Annotated in this window: 21 protein-coding genes; 8 read left to right on the top strand and 13 right to left on the bottom strand. The window is 38.9% G+C overall.

What is annotated here, in order from left to right; all coding sequences use genetic code 11:
* The first annotated feature begins 7 nt into the window (after positions 1 to 7).
* Positions 8 to 628 (top strand): MotA/TolQ/ExbB proton channel family protein, encoded by a 621-nt coding sequence (locus A2003_RS08060; RefSeq protein ID WP_004958871.1) that lies wholly within the window; start codon positions 8 to 10, stop codon positions 626 to 628.
* A 1-nt stretch (position 629) separates the two neighbouring features.
* On the top strand, positions 630 to 1,034 hold the full coding sequence (locus A2003_RS08055) for an ExbD/TolR family protein (RefSeq protein ID WP_004916491.1): 405 nt from the start codon (positions 630 to 632) through the stop codon (positions 1,032 to 1,034).
* 49 nt (positions 1,035 to 1,083) lie between these two features.
* Here A2003_RS08055 and msrA read toward each other — a convergent pair whose 3' ends face one another.
* From msrA to A2003_RS08015, 8 genes are all read right to left on the bottom strand, one after another.
* Positions 1,084 to 1,608, bottom strand: coding sequence for a peptide-methionine (S)-S-oxide reductase MsrA (msrA, locus tag A2003_RS08050; protein WP_004916488.1), 525 nt, complete (start codon positions 1,606 to 1,608; stop codon positions 1,084 to 1,086).
* Positions 1,609 to 1,717: 109 nt separating this feature from the next.
* The gene (locus A2003_RS08045; RefSeq protein ID WP_201897800.1) at positions 1,718 to 2,164 is read right to left on the bottom strand and encodes an META domain-containing protein; all 447 of its coding nucleotides are present in this window, start codon (positions 2,162 to 2,164) and stop codon (positions 1,718 to 1,720) included.
* A gap of 90 nt (positions 2,165 to 2,254) precedes the next feature.
* Positions 2,255 to 3,310: an Lnb N-terminal periplasmic domain-containing protein gene (locus A2003_RS08040; RefSeq protein WP_004958878.1), complete on the bottom strand. Its 1,056-nt coding sequence runs from the start codon at positions 3,308 to 3,310 to the stop codon at positions 2,255 to 2,257.
* Positions 3,311 to 3,330: 20 nt separating this feature from the next.
* Positions 3,331 to 3,840, bottom strand: coding sequence for a dihydrofolate reductase (locus tag A2003_RS08035; RefSeq protein ID WP_157937965.1), 510 nt, complete (start codon positions 3,838 to 3,840; stop codon positions 3,331 to 3,333).
* Positions 3,841 to 3,860: 20 nt separating this feature from the next.
* Positions 3,861 to 4,703 (bottom strand): thymidylate synthase, encoded by an 843-nt coding sequence (gene thyA, locus A2003_RS08030; RefSeq protein ID WP_004916477.1) that lies wholly within the window; start codon positions 4,701 to 4,703, stop codon positions 3,861 to 3,863.
* Between the two features lie 158 nt (positions 4,704 to 4,861).
* A complete protein-coding gene (locus A2003_RS08025; protein WP_004916475.1) occupies positions 4,862 to 5,437 on the bottom strand; it encodes a xanthine phosphoribosyltransferase in 576 nt (191 codons plus the stop codon).
* 88 nt (positions 5,438 to 5,525) lie between these two features.
* The gene (locus A2003_RS08020) at positions 5,526 to 6,242 is read right to left on the bottom strand and encodes a DUF3108 domain-containing protein (RefSeq protein WP_157938054.1); all 717 of its coding nucleotides are present in this window, start codon (positions 6,240 to 6,242) and stop codon (positions 5,526 to 5,528) included.
* 193 nt (positions 6,243 to 6,435) lie between these two features.
* A complete protein-coding gene (locus A2003_RS08015; RefSeq protein WP_157938053.1) occupies positions 6,436 to 7,113 on the bottom strand; it encodes a hypothetical protein in 678 nt (225 codons plus the stop codon).
* Positions 7,114 to 7,357: 244 nt separating this feature from the next.
* Between A2003_RS08015 and A2003_RS08010 the strand changes: the two genes are divergently transcribed.
* Complete coding sequence (locus tag A2003_RS08010) at positions 7,358 to 8,245, top strand: energy transducer TonB (RefSeq protein WP_201897799.1); 888 nt, start codon at positions 7,358 to 7,360, stop codon at positions 8,243 to 8,245.
* Between the two features lie 254 nt (positions 8,246 to 8,499).
* Entirely contained in the window at positions 8,500 to 10,650 is a 2,151-nt protein-coding gene (locus tag A2003_RS08005) for a TonB-dependent siderophore receptor (protein WP_201897798.1), read from the top strand.
* Between the two features lie 60 nt (positions 10,651 to 10,710).
* Here A2003_RS08005 and A2003_RS08000 read toward each other — a convergent pair whose 3' ends face one another.
* The 4 genes from A2003_RS08000 to miaB all read right to left on the bottom strand — a co-directional run bounded on the left by A2003_RS08000 (position 10,711) and on the right by miaB (position 14,370).
* The gene (locus tag A2003_RS08000) at positions 10,711 to 11,016 is read right to left on the bottom strand and encodes an antibiotic biosynthesis monooxygenase family protein (RefSeq protein ID WP_151959043.1); all 306 of its coding nucleotides are present in this window, start codon (positions 11,014 to 11,016) and stop codon (positions 10,711 to 10,713) included.
* Between the two features lie 11 nt (positions 11,017 to 11,027).
* Positions 11,028 to 11,513 (bottom strand): rRNA maturation RNase YbeY, encoded by a 486-nt coding sequence (gene ybeY / locus A2003_RS07995; RefSeq protein ID WP_039047584.1) that lies wholly within the window; start codon positions 11,511 to 11,513, stop codon positions 11,028 to 11,030.
* A 292-nt stretch (positions 11,514 to 11,805) separates the two neighbouring features.
* Complete coding sequence (locus A2003_RS07990) at positions 11,806 to 12,879, bottom strand: PhoH family protein (RefSeq protein WP_004916462.1); 1,074 nt, start codon at positions 12,877 to 12,879, stop codon at positions 11,806 to 11,808.
* 39 nt (positions 12,880 to 12,918) lie between these two features.
* Complete coding sequence (gene miaB / locus A2003_RS07985; protein WP_004958909.1) at positions 12,919 to 14,370, bottom strand: tRNA (N6-isopentenyl adenosine(37)-C2)-methylthiotransferase MiaB; 1,452 nt, start codon at positions 14,368 to 14,370, stop codon at positions 12,919 to 12,921.
* Between the two features lie 215 nt (positions 14,371 to 14,585).
* Between miaB and A2003_RS07980 the strand changes: the two genes are divergently transcribed.
* The 4 genes from A2003_RS07980 to A2003_RS07965 all read left to right on the top strand — a co-directional run bounded on the left by A2003_RS07980 (position 14,586) and on the right by A2003_RS07965 (position 18,847).
* The gene (locus A2003_RS07980; RefSeq protein WP_201897797.1) at positions 14,586 to 16,577 is read left to right on the top strand and encodes a lytic transglycosylase domain-containing protein; all 1,992 of its coding nucleotides are present in this window, start codon (positions 14,586 to 14,588) and stop codon (positions 16,575 to 16,577) included.
* Between the two features lie 26 nt (positions 16,578 to 16,603).
* On the top strand, positions 16,604 to 17,290 hold the full coding sequence (locus A2003_RS07975; RefSeq protein WP_171057508.1) for a ribonuclease T2 family protein: 687 nt from the start codon (positions 16,604 to 16,606) through the stop codon (positions 17,288 to 17,290).
* A gap of 168 nt (positions 17,291 to 17,458) precedes the next feature.
* Positions 17,459 to 18,445 (top strand): malate dehydrogenase, encoded by a 987-nt coding sequence (locus tag A2003_RS07970; protein ID WP_004916445.1) that lies wholly within the window; start codon positions 17,459 to 17,461, stop codon positions 18,443 to 18,445.
* Between the two features lie 159 nt (positions 18,446 to 18,604).
* Positions 18,605 to 18,847, top strand: coding sequence for a DUF2789 family protein (locus tag A2003_RS07965; protein WP_004916443.1), 243 nt, complete (start codon positions 18,605 to 18,607; stop codon positions 18,845 to 18,847).
* A gap of 15 nt (positions 18,848 to 18,862) precedes the next feature.
* Here the strand turns inward: A2003_RS07965 and A2003_RS07960 are convergent, their stop codons facing one another.
* Positions 18,863 to 19,390, bottom strand: coding sequence for a hypothetical protein (locus A2003_RS07960; protein ID WP_112986897.1), 528 nt, complete (start codon positions 19,388 to 19,390; stop codon positions 18,863 to 18,865).
* Positions 19,391 to 19,501 lie beyond the last annotated feature (111 nt).

The following is a 19,501-nucleotide window of genomic DNA, read 5'->3' as shown; positions in this document are numbered from 1 at the left end:
TTCGTATATGAACTTTTCAGTTTATTGGCAACATGCAGATGCAGTAAGTAAAACTCTGTATTTCATCCTTTTAGCAATGTCGATTGCAACGTGGACGATTTTTATTCTACGTTTAATGGGAACTCGCCAATTAAAACAACAGGCTTATGCTCAACTTGCTCAAGCTTTGACGTCGCTCAAATCTAAACTACAACCATTGACGTTTGAACAACGTAAAGCGGTTGCTGAGCAAGCATTGTTGCGTCAAATTTCTGCTGAAAAGTCTCAAGCGGAAAAGGGCGTATCTGTATTGGGTACCATTGCTTCGATCGCACCATTCGTTGGTTTGTTTGGTACAGTCTGGGGAATCTTCCACGCGCTTGTTGCTGTCGGTAAGAGCGGTCAAGCAGGTTTAGCTCAAGTAGCAACACCAGTGGGTGAGGCATTGATTATGACGGGTCTTGGTCTTGCAGTTGCAATTCCTGCGGTACTTGCTTATAACATCTGTGTACGTTTCAATCGTGGTTTAGCACATGACTTACAAGATCAGGCACATAGTTTATTGATCGATACGATGTTGCAACAAGAAAGCACGACGAAAACCGAAGCTAAAGCGACTCAACAAAGTTTAGTTGGAGGTCAAGCTTAAAATGGGTTTCCAATTGGGTGAAGACCACGACAGTGGTATGAATGAGATGAATCTCATTCCTCTGATCGACATTATGTTGGTATTGATGATTATTTTCTTAGTCACAGCAACGGTTGCTAACCCATCAATTCCATTAAGCTTGCCAAAAACCACGGCTGAAATTATTGATCCACCGCCGAAAGCCATCACCATTAGCATTAATCAAAATGGCGAAGTTGCTTGGGATGCTCAGATAATAAGTTTAGAAGAGCTAGAAAAGCGCTTCCAAGAAGCGGGGCAGGCTGAACAAAAACCTACGGTTCAACTGCGTGCAGATAAAGAGTCGAAATATGATACGGTTGCTCAGGTGATGTCGCGTGCTAGTGAAGCAGGTTTGAGTGATATTGCCTTTGTCAGTGAAAATTAAAATGATTTAGGATTTAAAAAAGCAACTCATCGAGTTGCTTTTTTTATGTCTATTCTGTTTTAAGAAGCTCAGTAAACTTACAGCGTAGTTTAGAGAGCTTTGGGGGAATGCTAAAATTGCAGTAACCTTGTGAAGGATTGCGCGCATAAAAATTTTGATGATAATCTTCAGCTGGGTAGAACGTTGGCACGGGGCTTAGCTCTGTAACAATATTTAAACCCTCACTGATTAGGTTTTCAATCATTTGCTGTGCTTGTGCTTTTTGATCATCATTAAAATAATAGATGACAGAGCGATATTGCGTACCAATATCATTCCCTTGACGATTTAATGTTGTTGGATCATGTGTGGCAAAAAATACATTTAATAAATCACTATAACTGATTTGCTGTTCATCAAAGTCAATTTGCACGACTTCAGCATGTTGAGTATCACCTTGGCATACTTGTTCATAACTTGGGTTTGCAATATGACCACCGGCGTAGCCACTCACGACTTTTTCAACACCTTTAAGTTGTAGAAAAACAGCTTCTACACACCAAAAACAACCACCGCCAAATAAAGCTTGTTGCATGTAACTCCCCAATTTTTATTTTAAGAATGCTACTAAAGTAAACGAACCCAAAAAAAAGTAAAGCCCTAAGAGTCAGTTAAGTCTGTACTTTTTATGGGGTGAATTAGATTTAATGGTGTATGTGCGCTGATGAGTTAAATTGAATCAGTACCTTTCCAGATTGATCGAGTAGTTGCAAAGTATTCGCCTTCAAACTGTAACGTTGTGTTTGCGATAAAGCATCTAAATATTGGCGTGAAATAGCAGCATTATCGCCTATACAAGCCATTTTGGTTGACATGACAGGTCCAAGTTTTAATTGATTATTTTCAGTTTTAAATGAACCGCGAATTCGGTTGCAACCATCTGATCTACTAAAGCTTTGAGTTGAACTTTCAAATTGAATATGTGGGCTATGAGGATTATTACTTGAAGCAAGTTGTGTGCCTTGAATTTGTGTTGCAACCCAAGTGCTATGATCAAGCGTTTGAGTTGAGTTTAATGATGTTGTCGTAGCGCATGCATTCACGATGGCTGTAGTTGCTAAACCTAGGCTGATGAGAAATGGTTTTAACATGATTTTATTTCCTCATTCATGTGAATATTTTATTTTAATTACGAATTGAAAAAATGAAGAATGGCTGTGGATTTCGTGTCGGTATGTAATCTAATCTGCTGTTGGAATACCTAAACGGATTATTTTTGAGAAATTTTCACTACTTTGATCCATTTGTTGATCAAATTGCTCAGCACGAGGATTAATATGTGTTAAACGATACCAATCTTTTAAGCTGTAATTTTGGTTGAGCACTTCGAGATCATATAAGTAATTAGGTAAGTATCCAGAGGCAAGCAATCGATAATCTTTAGGTAATTGTTGGGGATTAATTGCTTGAGCCATATCAAATACCAGCGTAGTACAGTTACTGGTTAAAGTATTGTACCATTTTGCTTCTGCTCGTAATTCATCTGCCTTATGTAAATACTCTATAAATAATGCCTTACGTTGATCTGCGGGCATTTTGATTGGAAATAAATACACTTGCTCATGACGAACGTTACTGCGTGTATACACAATATCTTTTTCATCTGATGCAACTAGGCTAAGTTCATATTTTCGGAAAAAACCTCCCACAGCAGAGAATTCTTCGCCTTTTTCTTTTCGGATTTCAATTGAGAAAACCAGAGGTTTTTGATCTGAAAAATCAAAACTTACTAGGGTGTGTGCAATCTGTGGACCCATCCAGTAGGAAGTAATGACATTAACACCTGTGATTTTATTTAAATCTATTTTGCGATCTTCCCAGTGTATTTCATAGGTTCCATCTGTATGCCAGCTAAAGTTCCGAATATTATGCAAATGGACAAGATCACCTTGTTTTTCATAGTAAAGCTGCTGTGCAACTTCAGGATCCCATTCGCGGTCTTGTTTCGCTTGAATGGAAAAATACCAGATCAATGAACAAGCAAATGCAAGGCAGTAAATAATGATATCTGTGCGACGGCTGAAAAGATGACCACTAACGTATACACCAATTAGACTTAAAGCAAAAATGGTCCAGACCACAATCACAATACGACTGAAGACTGAACCAAGAGGCTGTTGGATCCAAAGTGCAAGACATAACCACACGCTAGACAGGACCACAAATAAGGTGAAAAGACTATGGAGCAGACCTATTCCTAAAGCGAGAAAAAACTCACGTGATCCAATATTCTGCATAGTCCTGTGCGATCCATTATTTATTTTTGATAGGTCGCAAACTCAAACTTAACCAGCGATTTTTCATCTTGATGATGTTCTGAGTTTACTTTTTGGAAATCCTCAGAGATTTTCGGGTAATGTGCATCACCTTGTACATCTAAATCAACATGAGTCAATTCTAGACGATCAGCGATGTTGAGGGTTTGAGTGAAAATCTCTCCACCACCAATAATAAATAAAGACGCTTTTTCAGAATGTTGTACGTCTGTAAGTGCTTCATTTAAGGCATCTTCAATGCTATGAGCGACCTTTACACCTTCAAATTGCCATGATGGATCACGAGTAATCACCCAATTCACACGATTAGGTAGCGGGCGACCCATAGACTCTAAAGTTTTACGACCCATGATGACAACGCCACCTTGAGTAATCGCTTTGAAATGTTTTAGATCAGCAGAGATATGCCAAGGCAATGCATTGCCTTTGCCGATACAGTTGTTCTTATCCATTGCGACAACGTGAACAACTTCGATACCTTGCCATGCCATTTTCTTGATCTCACTTATCGTTAAACTGCTACAGGTGCTTTAATTGCTGGATGTGATTCGTATCCTACGATTTCGATGTCTTCAAACTTAAAGTCGAAAATATCTTTGACATCAGGATTGAGCTTTAACTGACATAACGGTAACGGTTCACGAGTAAGTTGTAATTTGGCTTGCTCAAAGTGGTTTGCATATAAGTGTGTATCACCACCAGTCCAAACAAAGTCCCCAACATCTAAACCACAGACTTGTGCAATCATATGGGTGAGTAGGGCATAGCTAGCAATATTAAATGGCACACCTAAAAATACATCTGCACTACGTTGATAAAGTTGGCAGGAGAGTTTGTTATCATGTACAAAAAATTGGAACAGAGTATGACAAGGTGGTAAAGCAACCTTACCTGCCTCATTTGGATTCCAGCCCGAAACGATTAAGCGACGTGAATTCGGATTGGTTTTGATTTCATTGACGAGCCATTTAATTTGGTCAAAACCATTTTGTTGGTAACTACCATCTTCATTTTGGCTAGCACCAAAGTTACGCCACTGATGCCCATATACAGGACCAAGCTCACCTTCAGGTCGACCGAAGCGAGCTGTTTGCTCAGCAGTTGCCCATTCATCCCAAATAGTGACTTTATTGTCTTTGAGATATTGAACGTTAGTATCACCTTTGAGAAACCAAAGAAGCTCAATTACAATTGAACGAAAGTGAACTTTCTTAGTGGTTAGTAATGGAAAACCTTTAGAAAGATCAAAACGCATTTGATGACCAAATACAGAACGTGTACCTGTACCTGTACGGTCACCCTTGTCACCGCCATTGTCTAGGATATGTTGTAAAAGGTCTAAATATGTACGCATAACGCTCTCTAAAATCGTTTGTGAACTTACATGTTAAACAGCTTAACCTGCTCAACATCTTTGATAGGGAATGATACTTGATTATTCCTGCTTATAATATTTCTATTCTTTAAAAATACAAAGAGCGCTCTATAAGCGCTCTTTGTTTCTAGTCATCTTTATTCAGTAACAAAGGTTACTTTGCCATCAGCAAGGGATTTAACACGTGCTAAAGATTCCACGCGATAACCTTTTTCAAGTAATACATCTCGACCTGGTTGGAATGATTTTTCAATCACGATACCCACGCCTACAACTTCAGCATTTGCTTGATGAATAAGATCGATTAAACCTAATGCAGCTTGACCATTCGCCAAGAAGTCATCAATAACCAACGCTTTATCAGTTGAATTAAGATGCTTGTTTGAAATAGCAATTGTGCTTTCAGTCTGCTTAGTGAATGAGAACACTTTAGAACGATAAAGATCATCTTTTAAAGTCAATGACTGGTATTTACGAGCAAAAATCACAGGAACACCAAGCTCTAAACCTGCCATGATCGCAGGTGCAATCCCAGATGCTTCAATGGTAATAATCTTAGTAATGCCTGCATCTTTAAAACGCGCAGCAAACTCTTTACCAATCTGTTGCATTAACACAGGATCGATTTGGTGATTTAAGAAAGCGTCAACTTTCAATACTTGATCAGATAGAACGATACCTTCATTTAAGATTTTCTGTTCTAAAGCGTACACGGGAGAATCCTCTAAACGGATGCTTTTTCAAGCAAAGGCATATTTTAAAAAGCATCCAAAAAATTGCAAGCTAAAATTGACCAGATGGTTAATTGGTTTTGCCCGAATAGCCAGTCAATAATAGTCCATAGGATGATTTACCATCATTATGTGTCACTTTTACAGGAAGATAATCTAATTTTGGAGCTAACCAAAATACGGTATTGCGTTCAGGTTTGCTGTGTTGTAATACGACTTTGATCGTATTAAATGTCCCATAACTGGTTTTAATACTTTCAGTGCCTTGTTTAATAAAACGTCGCTCATCGACACCTTTCGCATCCGAAATATAATAACGTGGTTGCAAGGTATTGCCGTTTTTTAAATCTTCACGAACTTGTAACTCAGCATTTAACTCGTCCAAAACACCAGCTTGCCAAGCAAAAGAACGTTTCTTGTCATCTTTTTGGGTGTTAATCACTTTAGCAGTTGGATTGAAGTTAATATTCATCGTGTTGTTGTGCACTAAAATTTTACTGGTACGACTGAACTTTTGTGAAGTGATTTTGTTATCTGAGAAAGCAAATTGACTGGTTTCAGATGCAGAAGCAATACCACCCGCTTTAGCAACAAATTTATAGGTCCAGTTGTTGCCTTGCTGAGATAATGTACGAGTTGCTGAACCCAAATTCTTGTTGTTATAACTAAATTGATAGCTCGCTTGGAATGGCGCCATTGCATAGGCATGGCTAAAGAAGCTTGCACAAGCAAGTGTTGCAGAAGTTACCGTTGCAATACTCAAAAACTTAGTAAATTTGTTTGTCATAGCATTGTGTCCTTTGGATGAGCATTTGATGGGATCATCCAGATATCATTACGATTTGTTGTTATTATGCCTGTAGATTATGAAGAAAAGATCAGGTTTTTTACTGAGCGCTTGTTAATTTTTCGTATTAATCATGAAGTTGGAGTTTTCTGTGGCAGAGTATAAATAACATGCTGCCACAGGGTGTTTAGAATTATCTTTTTGAGTCTTTTTGCTGGATTGGAGTAACTTCGCTAATATCTAAATCATCTTCCTCATCAAATTCATTGGATGGGGAGAGGATCGCTGTAAGATTCACATTTCCCCAAACAATTAATTCTGCTGGTCGGACACGTGCACGATTTACATGCACCTTACTCAGGGTCTCAATAATACTTGGCTTTTTACTAAACCAGCGATTTAAATCTAGATAAAGTAAATCATCTTTTACGGTTACGACTTCAAAGTGTTCTAAAATTTTCCCTAAAGGATCTGCCTCACGAAACTTTTGGTAATACCAAATCGCAAGATGAAAGCCCCATTTTTGGAAAATGTTTTTGAAACTCGCCTCAATCACTTGAGTGTTACTGATTTGCTCAAAAACCATAAGTTGAACATCTTTATTCATTTCCATCTGCAACAGCTTTAAATCAACAGAAAGGGTGGTATGTAGACCTTTGACGTCTATCGTCGAGTACAGTCTTAACCAGCCATCATATAAATCAGCATGCAGGTCTTTAATGATTTCAACTTTTTCGGTGACATAACGCTCCATCGTCGCGTTCACAAATACTTGTGAAAGCGAAAACTCTCTTTCTTCTTCGATGAATTCTTCGGCTTTTTGGTAAACTTTACGTAGACGTTTAACAACAGATGAAATTAGCGTTTGCATAAAAGTTGTTCCAGAAAGTGAATTGTTTTAGATAGCAATGCCACGATCTTTGTAATAACTAAAAAATAAAAATAAATTTCTGACTTGCAGTGTAGCAAAATTAATTGCTACATTTTCATAAAATGATGGTATGGATACACTGTAACTATAAGTGGATCATATTTTTGTAAAATTTTGAATACTGGTTCGGCTTTTTATACGGCTTTGCCGTTGGGGATGAGGCAATTTTTGCCGCTAAGATGCCATGTGGAATAAAATAAATTTTCGTTCGGAGTTGTCATCTCATTGGTGGCAAGACTCAATTTTTGTAGGGGCTGTGATTTTAGCATTGCTTCTGCATTTGGCTGTGCTTGCGGTACAGTTTACTATGCCAACTCCATCCGATACCTCCACAAAGGAAATCGCAGTTTCAATTCGCCCTAGTACTGATAAAGTAGAAAATGCTGATTTTCTCGCTCAAGCTGATCAAAAGGGTTCAGGTGAGTTTCGAGAAGCACATCGCATGTCGAGTGATATGCCTTCACCGATGCAGGCTGATGCGACTACTGGTGAAACTGAGTTTGAAAGCTTAGAAAAAATTCAGCAAAAGCGCGAGTTAAAATTTGAAGAAAAAGTTTTAATGACCGTATTAAGCTGGCAGAAACAGGCAGAACAAAGCGAGCGTAAAAAAGCCTTAGAGGATTTACAAAGTCAGTTCCAAGCAAAAGCTGCCATGGTTGCTAGTCTTGAAGCTCAGTATTTACAACGACAACAAAATTTTAGCCGTAAACAACGGATTAAAACGGTAGATGGTATTCAAGCTAAACAGGATGCTTCTGCTGCGTATCTAGATAAATTCCGCCAAAAAGTTGAGCTGTACGGAAATCGCTATTACCCAGATGCTGCTAAACAACAGCGGTTATCGGGTGAAGTTAGATTAATGGTTATTCTGAACTCACAGGGTGGGATACGTGCAATTCGTTTAATTGAGAGTTCGGGACATTCTATTTTAGATGAAGCAGCTAAGGCTTCAGTGCGCCGTGGAGCCCCTTTTGGTGCATTTGATTCAACGATGAAGAAGGATATTTCTGAATTACGTATCATTCGGACTTGGCGTTTTGATCCCGTGGATGCTGAGTTTGAAGTGCATTGATTTTAAAAAAATAAATCATTTATCAAAAGCTATTTAATACAATTAGATAGCTTTTTTTGTTGTTATTCATTTTTCTTTTTTTACAACACGCTATTACATTTCATAAATAAAACTTGAATTGATAATAAAAATAATTATCATTTGCATTGTGTTTTTAATTGTTTTGTATGCGCTCCTGTGCTGAAAAGTAAATGCTCTGGGGGAGATCGGCGCATGCATTTTAAATCTCATATCTTTGCATAAGGAAATTTCCCATGCATCAATCTCAGACTTTTCAATCTTTTAAAGCCCATCCTCTTATATTGGCGATGGCGATATTACTTCCTTCATTTGCCTCTGCAGAAACCAGCACCTCTTCATCGACAGTTGCACTACCTACGATTAGCCTCAAAGCACAAGATGATCAATCCTCAGTTACAGAGGGAACTCAAAGTTATACGGCCAAGAGTGCAAATACAGCGACTAAGTTGAGTCTATCGCTTCGTGAAACGCCACAATCCGTTAAGGTTTTAACTCGTGAGTATTTGGATGATGCCAATATCAGTTCTTTTCAGGATCTATTAAATAATGTCACAGGTGTGTCAGTTAACCAATGGGATGAGCGTCAATATCCTACAGCGCGAGGCTTTGATGTTGACTATTATTTATTTGATGGTGTTCCCAGTAATGTGGGGATGGAAGCAAATGATCCTGATTTAACAATGTATGATCGCGTAGAGTTGGTCAAAGGGGCAAACGGTTTAATGACTGGTGCTGGTAACCCAGCAATAGCTATCAATATGATTCGAAAGCATGCTAATGCGAAAGAACTAACTGGGCAGGTAAGTACTTCTTTGGGTTCATGGAATGCATGGACGAGCTCGGCAGATATTTCTACACCATTGAATACGGATGGAACAGTTCGTGGTCGTGTCGTGGTAAAGCACGAAGACACTGACTCTTTTATGAAAGGGTATGAGAAAAATAATAATGTTGTATATGGGGTGGTTGATGCTGATATCAGCGACAAAACCTATGTCTCTGTTGGGGCAGGTTATCAAAACTTAGAGCGTGATGGAGTACGGTGGGGCGGATTACCAGCATTTGATAGTAATGGTCAACGCGTTGATTTTGATCGATCCAAAACAGTAACTTCTGATTGGACTTATTGGAATACGGACACCACCACAGCCTTTGCAACCTTGAAACAAAATCTATTCAATGATTTGAATTTGCATGTGAATTATGCATATCGTGAAGTAAAACAAGATACTGCATTGCTCTATTTGTGGGGGAGTTTCGATAAAACTACAAATACCAGTAAAGGTACATTAATGACTTGGTCTGATGCCACTAAGACGAAAGAAAATAATATTGATACTTATCTTTCTGCTCCCTTTTCTATTGGTGGTTTAGAGCAAGAAATTGTGGCAGGTTTTATGTATAACCAAGCACAAAAAGACACATGGTATTCAGGTAATCCTCAAATTGCATCAGATGCGGTACTTGATTTTGATCATCCAAATGTACCGTTATTAGGATCGATTCAAAATAACAATGTCTATCAAGTTCCTAATAAAACGACTCAAACAGGCGCTTATTTGGCAGGTAAATTTAGCTTAGCTGAGCCTTTGAAATTAATTACAGGCATACGGTTATCAAACTGGAAATATGAGAGTGATGATGGTGTAGGAAATAGAAAATTCAAAAATGAAGTAACTCCATATGCAGGTTTAGTTTTTGATTTTCTTGATCAGTATTCTTGGTATGCGAGTTATACCAGTATTTTTAAACCAGAAGATAAACGAGATATAGATAAGCAGTACCTTGATCCACGAGAAGGTAAAAGTTATGAGACAGGTTTAAAAGGGGAGTTCTTAAATGGAAAGCTGAATGCTGCTTTATCGGTATTCCAAACCAAGCAAGATAATGTTGCAGAAGAAACAGGAAGTTTTATACTGAGTCCAGATGGAACACCAACAACAGAAAAAGCGTACCGTAGTGCTGATGGTGTCGAAAGCAAAGGTGTTGAATTTGAGTTAGATGGAGAAATTGCCAATAACTGGAATTTAAGTTTTGGTATTGCTCATTTCAATGCCAAAGATGCTCAGGGTAATGAAGTGCAAACAATGTCTTCAAGAACTAACGCCAATTTATTCACCAAATATAAGTTAGATAAATGGAGTATTGGCGGCGGTGTAAATTACAAGAGTAAGTTTTATACAGGAGATGGTGACAAACGCATCACCCAGGATGCCTATGCTTTAGCAAATTTAATGCTTGGCTATGATATAGATTCAAATATTAAAGCTCAGATCAATTTGAATAATATTTTTGACAAAAAATACTATACTGGCATTGGCGATAATTTGATGGTGTATGGCGCACCTCGTAATGTGACCTTTACATTACGATATCAATTTTAAGAATTGAAAAAACGGCTGAAATTGTATTCAGCCGTTTTAAAATTGTGGATAAGTTCTCGCTTATTCACAATCTATATTTGTACTTGAGTAAGTCCGTTCGATTTTGCAGATTTCGATATTAAAATGCTGGTACCATTTTTCTTTACCTAAGTGTTGGGCAACTAAATGTTCAGCATCTTGTTGCCAGCGTTGAATATCTTCGAGGCTGTTCCAGTAAGACAACGCTATTTCAAAATCATTTTCACAACATGCTTCAAACTTAACACAGTGATATTGGTCGATTGCTTTATCTCTAAGCTTTTGTGCCATTTCTGTGTAAGTAGAATCCAATTGTCTAATGGTGGCTTTAAAAATAACGATATACATAGGACTCAGGCTTAATTTTCATCAGCTTGGTAAGGATTACTGATCCCAAGTTTTTTCAGAATCTCAATTTCCAAAGCTTCCATTTCTTCAGCTTCGGCTTCACTGGTTTCATGGTCGTAGCCGAGTAAATGTAAAATCCCATGCACGAGTAAGTGAGTGAAATGATCACTTGGTGTTTTTTGTTGCTCTGCTGCTTCTTGTAACACAACAGGAATACAGATGACCAAGTCACCTAAAGGCTCTGCTTCGAGTAAGCTGAGCATTTCTTCTGGAATATCGCTTGGAAAAGATAAGACATTGGTTGGTTTGTCTTTCTCTCGGTATTGCAAATTCAGTTCATGACTTTCTGTAAGATCAACGCAAGCAATGCCAATCTCACAATCTGCGTCAAAACCAACATGACGTAATGCAGTTTCAATTTGTTTTTTGATTTGACCACGCTTCAATGGTAAATCATTGGCTTGAAAGTCTTGTTGAAGACTTAAATTGATTTTCAAAATAGATCCTTAAATATAAATTGCATCTACAAACTTAGAGTGAAACTCAATGGGATAGAAAGAAGACTGGAGGATTGCTTTACTGCATATTGATCCAATTTGTTGCATCATTTGTCTTTTCATGTGCCATCTTTCAAAAAATTGATGATCCATAAGTTTGCTGACAAAACACAAAACTATCCTCATTTAGATCACTGTAGGCTACTCACACTCATATACTTAACTCGGTAATGACCATGGAGCCTACAGATTTCAAGTGCCTTTTTTTAATATCACACTAAAAGCATATTCATTAATGTTGAGCGTCAGCTTTCTCATCATTTTCTGCTACCAGTGCTTCTTGTCTCGCTTTGCGTTCAGCACGAGCTTCTGCTGACAAACGTTGTTGTTCGCTATCCCAGCCTTCATAAGCTTCGACAATTTTTTGTACCAGTTGGTGACGCACTACATCTCGAGAGTGGAAGCGCGTGATATGAATTTCATGGACGTTTTCAAGAACACGTAAGGCATGAGCCAAACCTGATTGCTGACCACGAGGTAAATCCACTTGTGTTACGTCACCCGTTATCACCGCTCTTGAACCGAACCCTAGGCGTGTAAGGAACATTTTCATCTGTTCAGGCGTTGTATTCTGAGCTTCGTCCAAAATGACAAAAGAATGATTCAGTGTGCGTCCGCGCATATAGGCGAGAGGTGCTACTTCAATCACTTGGCGTTCAATGAGTTTAGCTACTTTTTCAAAGCCCAGCATTTCATATAGGGCATCGTAAAGTGGTCGAAGGTAAGGATCAATTTTTTGAGTTAAGTCACCTGGTAAAAAACCAAGTTTCTCACCTGCTTCAACTGCAGGACGTACCAGTAAGATACGTTGAATTTCATTACGTTCGAGCATATCTACTGCTGCAGCGACTGCAAGATAGGTTTTACCTGTACCCGCAGGCCCTATACCGAAGGAGATATCGCTTTGTAAGATACGTTGTACATAGCGTTTTTGATTTGCGCCACGTGGATTGATGCGGCCTTTACGCGTTTGTAGCCAAACGTTATCAAGCCCAGTATGTTCTTGATCAGAGTCATCCAAAAATTCACGATCAGTTTGAGATCCTTGAATCATTAAATGAAGTACATCCGCACTGATTTGAGAAGAAATTTCAGATTCTTGAAAGAGCCGTTGCAAAAGTGCTTCGGCTCGTTCGACCGCTTCGATATCACCGTCTAAGTAAAAGGCATCGCCTCGGTGAGTTATTTTGACATCTAAACGTTGTTCGATTTGTTTTAAATGCCCGTTATACGCACCGAGCATGCTTTTTAAACGTTCCATGGAAATTTCAGGGAACGTTACTGTACGTCGAATCGCTGCAGTCAAGAGAAACCCTTTATGTTGTCTTGTAAGAATACCCTTACATTACGCCACGTCAGGTTCAAGATTCAAGAGTTCACCATAAACTAAATTTAAAGTTTTGATTTCAGTAATCTCAATTTCAGCAAAACGTCCAACCCAAGCTGCATCACCGATAAAAGTAACAAGACGAGTGTTGTCCGCTGTACCGATCAGAAGATTTGGATCTTTATCAGAAACTTTTTCAATCAGTACGCGTTCAATTTTACCCAGCATCGCATCAGTTTTATCGATACTAGATTGTTTAATCACTTGTTGTACTTGTGCTAAACGATCTTTTTTCACTTGCTCTGGAGTGTCATCAGGAAGTTCAGATGCAGGTGTACCAGGACGTTTTGAATAAACGAAACTATAAGAGTGGTCAAAATCTAAATCTTTAATAAACTGCAAAGTCTCAGCGAAGTGCTCATCCGTTTCGCCAGGGAAGCCAATAATGAAGTCACTTGATAAATGCATATCAGGGCGAACTTTGCGTAGTTTTGCGATTTTATCGATGTAGACATCAATCGTGTGATTGCGCTTCATGGCTTGCAATACATCGTTTGAACCACTTTGTACAGGTAAATGCAAATGCGAAACCATCTGAGGCAAATCACGATAACATTGAATCAACTCATCAGAAAACTCTAATGGGTGAGAGGTGGTATAACGTAAACGACCAATCCCTGGAATTTCAGCAACTAAGCGCAGTAATTCAGGGAATGTGCAAATGCCACCTTCAAAGGTTTCACCACGATAACCATTTACATTTTGACCAAGCAGGCTAATTTCACGAACACCTTTCTCTGCCAATCCAGCAATTTCTGCTAACACATCATCGAGAGGGCGCGAAACTTCTTCACCGCGTGTGTAAGGGACTACGCAGAATGAACAATATTTCGAACAGCCTTCCATGATCGAGACAAATGCTTTAAAACCTTCAACACGTGGTTCAGGTAAGAAATCAAATTTCTCAATATCTGGAAAAGAAATATCAACTAATTTGATTTTTTCTTTCTTTGGCTTTTCCACTTGGGCTTGATGCTGATCAAGCATTTGTGGCAAGCGGTGTAGGGTTTGTGGACCGAATACCATGTCGACATAAGGTGCGCGCTTTTGAATGTTGTCACCTTCTTGAGAAGCAACACAGCCACCGACACCAATCACTAGGTCAGGATTTTGTTCTTTCAGTTTGCGCCAGCGACCAAGCTCACTAAAGACTTTCTCTTGCGCCTTTTCACGAATTGAACAAGTGTTCATTAACAAGATATCAGCTTCGTTTGGATTTGTGGTCAGAACGTAGCCGTGTGAGTCGCCAAGCAAATCTGCCATACGATGACTGTCATACTCATTCATCTGACACCCTTGAGTTTCAATATATAACTTCTTCATTGAAACATCAGTGGTGTGCGTTGGCTGGGTAACAGTGTTTTCTGAGGCAGCTTTTGTAGCACTAGGAGTGAATGTTTGAACCGTCATGCAGGCTCCTAAACGAGGTGGATTTAAACAAACCGCGGATTATAGCAGCATTTTTGAATGTACGCTGAGAATAAAAAAATGACTAAAATGGACACTTTGTGGATGAAAATACGTGAATTTTAATGAATATGAATCAGCAAGTTACATAACACAACAATAGAAAGACTTGAGAGTTATTAAACTATAATCGCAGGCGAAATTAGGCAAATGTATCGATGAAGATGAATAAGCAACACAATTCAGTTCCACACCTCAAAATAAAACTAAATAACAAGAAAATCTTACAACGTAGTTTTGTTGTTGGTGGTTTGCTTGCGTGTTCGTCTGTTTATGCTTTAGATGATCAGTTTAATGATGCTTTACGTGCTGCGAATGCGGGGAATACCGCATTGCTCGATCAGTACCAATATGAGATGCAAAATGATGTTTTGGGTTACTACCCAGAATATTGGAAATTGAATAGTAATCTTGGGTTTCAGCCAGCATCTTCAATTATCAATTTTGCGCAACGTTATCCAAAGTCTGCAATGGCTGAAAAGTTAGCAGCAGATTATGTTGAAGAAAAGGTAAAACAAGCGAACTTTAGTGAGGCAAAACCAGTCCTCAGTTATGTAACGAACCCTGATCAAGACGAAAGTTGTGCTGTGGCGCAGGTTCGAGCTCAAACTGGGGATAGTTTGGTTTATGCAGAATATAAGGATATTTGGTTGGCAACAAATACCCAACCTGAATCATGTAATGGTTTGGGGCGTATGATGTTATCAAGCCCCTTAATGACTGCTCAAGATCGTCAACAACGTTTATGGGGACAACTTAGAGCTGGTCAGTCGGGGCAAGCAATCGCAACTGCACAAACTATGGGTTTAAGTTTATCTCTGGCCCAGTTTAATCAAATTCAATCTAATCCTCTCGCGTACCTATGGAGTGCGCCAAAAGCCAATGACGCGGATTACGCCTATTTAATTTTTGCGTTAGGTCGCGTAGCAGATAGTGATTTAACTAATGCTTTAGGCAATGTGCAACGTGTTGCTCAAGATTTACCAAGTCCAGTACAAAAATATTTGTATCGTACTATCGGCTATGTTGGTGGTACAACTGTAATGAAAAATGGTTTTAATCGTGAAGTATTAAATGCATTTGATAAGAGTTATGGTTATCCATTTAGTCCTGAAGAAGCTGAAATTTATGCGCGTCAAGCGGTGCGATTTGGTGCATGGGAAAGTGTAATTCGTGCAGTAGACTCAATGTCGGTCACACAAAAACAAGAAGATCGTTGGCAATATTGGTTGGCTCGCGCATCAGAGCAAAGAAATGACAAAGACTCGAAGTTAGCAGCTCAACAAATTTATCGCAAACTAGCGCAAGCTGGTGATGATTATCACAACTTGCTTGCTAAAGATCGTTTAGGTGAGCGATACAATCATCAACCTTATAATGAACAACCAAGCGCACAAGATATTCAGCGTTTAAACCAAAATATTCACTTTAGACGTGCATTCGCTTTACGTGATATTAATGCTCCTGCCAATTATACCAATAGAGAATGGAACTGGGCTGTCAGACAGGCTTATCTACAAAAAGACGATGGTTTATTATTGGCGGCTGCTAAGCGCGCACATGATATGGGCTGGTATGATCGAGCAATTTATGCGGCTGATCGAACCAGCACTCGACACAATGATACCTACCGTTTTGCAACGCCGCATCGTAGTAATGTGACTAGTCATAGTTACAATGCTGGTATTGATCCAGCTTGGGCGTATGGTTTAATGCGCCAAGAAAGTCGATTCGTGACCACAGCGAGGTCGCATGTCGGGGCTGGTGGTTTGATGCAGATCATGCCAAACACGGCCAAATTGATTGCTCGACAAATGGGAGAAACCTATAACCCTGCGGCATTGAGTGAAATGAACACGAATATTCGATATGGGACATTTTATCTTTCGATGATTCATGGTCAATTGAGCGGAAATGCAGTGCTTGCGACAGCGGGTTATAATGCTGGTCCAAATCGTGCACGTCGTTGGCAACCTGATTTTCAACCAATTTCGGCTGATCAATACACTGAGTCAATTCCTTTATTAGAAACACGTGACTATGTAAAACATGTCATGACCAATGCAACACACTATGGGGTAGTGTTAGGGCAGGGACCTCAATCTCTGGAAAAACGTATGAGTATTATTCCTGTACGTAATGAACCTTAACGCATGGCATCGTTGAACTTGAGATAATGAAGTTTTTGTATTTGATGAAATCAATGTGCTTGATGAAGGAATCAATGTTTAGGGCTATACAGATACTAATCTGTTATTTAGCTCTTTCATTTGCTGTTCCATTATATGCAGCGGACAAAGCTGATATTGCTGGATATGTGATGCATGTCCAAATGACACCTGCTGTCTGTTCATTTGATTCTTCACGCCAAAAACAACGTAAATGTTTAGAAGGTTATTCTTTGACGATCTCAAGTTTATTACCTGAAGTTCCTGTTGGTCGAGACTGTCAAACAAAATCATCGGCTAAATTATCCCCCCTACAAGCTAAAGTGGTTGCACGTGTGATGCCTGATGAAAATGCACGGGTACAACTTTGGCAAAATGTCGGTGGCTGTGTGCCAATGAATGCGAGTCAATATTTCAGAACGATTATTAATTTTGCGGAACGGTTAAAAATACCTGCTGATTTGACTAGCCCTAATACGATTGAAGTACAAAAAGAAAATTTAAGGCAGCAATTCACTAAACTAAATCCTTCTCTACCACCCAATGGAATTCGATTTACTTGCCAAGCATCCAAATTTGACTCTATTTTGACTGAGATTCGAGTGTGCTATCAGAAAAACGGTCAGTACAAACAGTGTTCGAGTCATGTGGTCACAGGATGTCCAAGTGAATTTACAATTAAAGGAAGTTATTAAGCTTTTTTTCTGAATTAATTTGTATTTTCTATCAGACTTTTGTTGAAATCCATTCTCTTTTACATGCATCTGCGTTCGCTTTAGAGTACAATCTTTGCCGTTTATGATAATTCGGTTGAATAACAAAAGAATTCAATCGTGCTAACGCATCTCATTGGAGAATATCACATGAAGCAACCCGTTCGTGTTGCCGTTACAGGCGCTGCAGGTCAAATTGGTTATAGCTTATTATTCCGTATCGCTAGCGGTGAAATGTTAGGTAAAGATCAACCTGTAATTTTACAATTGCTTGAAGTTCCTTTTGAGAAAGCTCAACAAGCGCTTAAAGGCGTAATGATGGAACTTGATGACTGTGCTTTCCCATTATTGGCAGGCATGATCGGGACTGATGATCCAGAAGTTGCATTTAAAGATGCTGACTATGCGTTATTAGTAGGTTCACGTCCACGTGGTCCTGGTATGGAACGTGCTGACTTATTGAAAGTAAATGGCGAGATCTTCATTGGTCAAGGTCAAGCTTTAAATAAAGTTGCTAGCCGTGATGTTAAAGTATTAGTTGTTGGTAACCCAGCAAATACAAATGCTTACATCGCAATGAAATCTGCTCCAGATCTTCCAGCGAAAAACTTCACAGCTATGCTGCGTCTTGACCACAACCGTGCATTAACTCAACTTGCTCAAAAAGCTGGCGTTGCAGTTTCTGACATCGAGAACATGACTGTTTGGGGTAACCACTCTCCAACTATGTATGCTGACTACCGTTTTGCAACTGCAAATGGTGTAAGCTTAAAAGACAAAATCAACGATGCTGAATGGAATAAAGATGTATTCCTTCCAACAGTTGGTAAACGTGGTGCTGCGATCATCGAAGCACGTGGTTTGTCTTCTGCTGCTTCTGCTGCAAACGCTGCAATTGACCATATGCGTGATTGGGCGTTAGGTACAAATGGCAAATGGGTAACTATGGGTATTCCTTCTGACGGTTCTTATGGAATTCCTGAAGGTGTAATGTTTGGTTTCCCTGTAACAACTGAAAACGGTGAATACAAAATCGTTCAAGGTTTAGAAATTGATGAATTCAGCCGTGACCGTATCAACTTCACTCTTAACGAGTTAGAAGAAGAACGTGCAGCGATTGCTGACATGGTTAAATAATTTGTCATTTTGATAAATTATGAAAAGCACTCTCTTGTAGAGTGCTTTTTTATTTTAAGAAACAAAATACAACAAGAAAATATAGAGATATGCCTGCAAGTTAATACAGTTTATTGTTAGATTATTTATTAGATGGGTTTTACCTAAGGAGAAGAAAAAATGTTTGAACAACAACCAACACTTGAACTTTTATTTGAACAATTGGGGCTTGATGCAGATGAAGTTTCGATGGAAAACTTTATTAAAACTCATCAATTGAGTGCTAGCCAGAAATTACACGAAGCTGATTTTTGGAGTGCTGGGCAACGAGACTTTCTTAAGAGTCATTGGGATAAAGATGATGAATGGGCTATCGTGATAGATGAGTTGAATCAGCAACTACATGTTGATAGTACAACTTAATAAGAAAAGCTCACATCAGTGAGCTTTTTTATGGATTAAACTTATGAACCATTCTTCTTGGCGGGCTTGATTAAAAGCTGGATGTGCATTTAACAACTGCAAGTCGTGATCTACACATGCCACATATTTTTTTAACCAATGTCGAGTCATCGCAAACTCTTCTTTACTTGCAGATGCATAAGCCAAAAAGAAGTAAATATCTAGATGATCGTAGTGAGCGAGAGGCTTTAGGATTTGCTGTGTAATAATCGCAAAACGTTGTTCTTTGGTTAGCTCAAAATAAATCATATAAGCTTTGGCTAAATTCAACGAGAGATCAAGATAAAGGCTTAATGGCATTTCCTCAAATTCAATTCGAGCTTGCTCAAGTAGCACGATGGCTTCTTGCAAGAAATGCAATTGTTCTTGACGGACATGACTGAGTACAACCAATTGCAGACGTAAGTCAGCTCTTTCTAAAGCAAGTTCAGGTGTATTTTCACTTAAATAGAGTTGGTCTGTTTTACCAATTCGATTTACTACATGTTTCGTTTCATTTGACATCAGTTTATCCAAAACCTTGATCTATGCATGCATATATAAGGCTTTATTTTGCAATTTAAAGGTTTAGGCATTCCAAAGCGAATTTCCACTGCGTAACCATGCTGTAATTGA

The sequence above is a fragment of the Acinetobacter sp. GWC1_38_13 genome, from assembly GCF_001767535.1.
GTDB classification, from domain to species: domain Bacteria; phylum Pseudomonadota; class Gammaproteobacteria; order Pseudomonadales; family Moraxellaceae; genus Acinetobacter; species Acinetobacter junii.
This window is presented reverse-complemented; position numbering and strand designations above follow the sequence as displayed.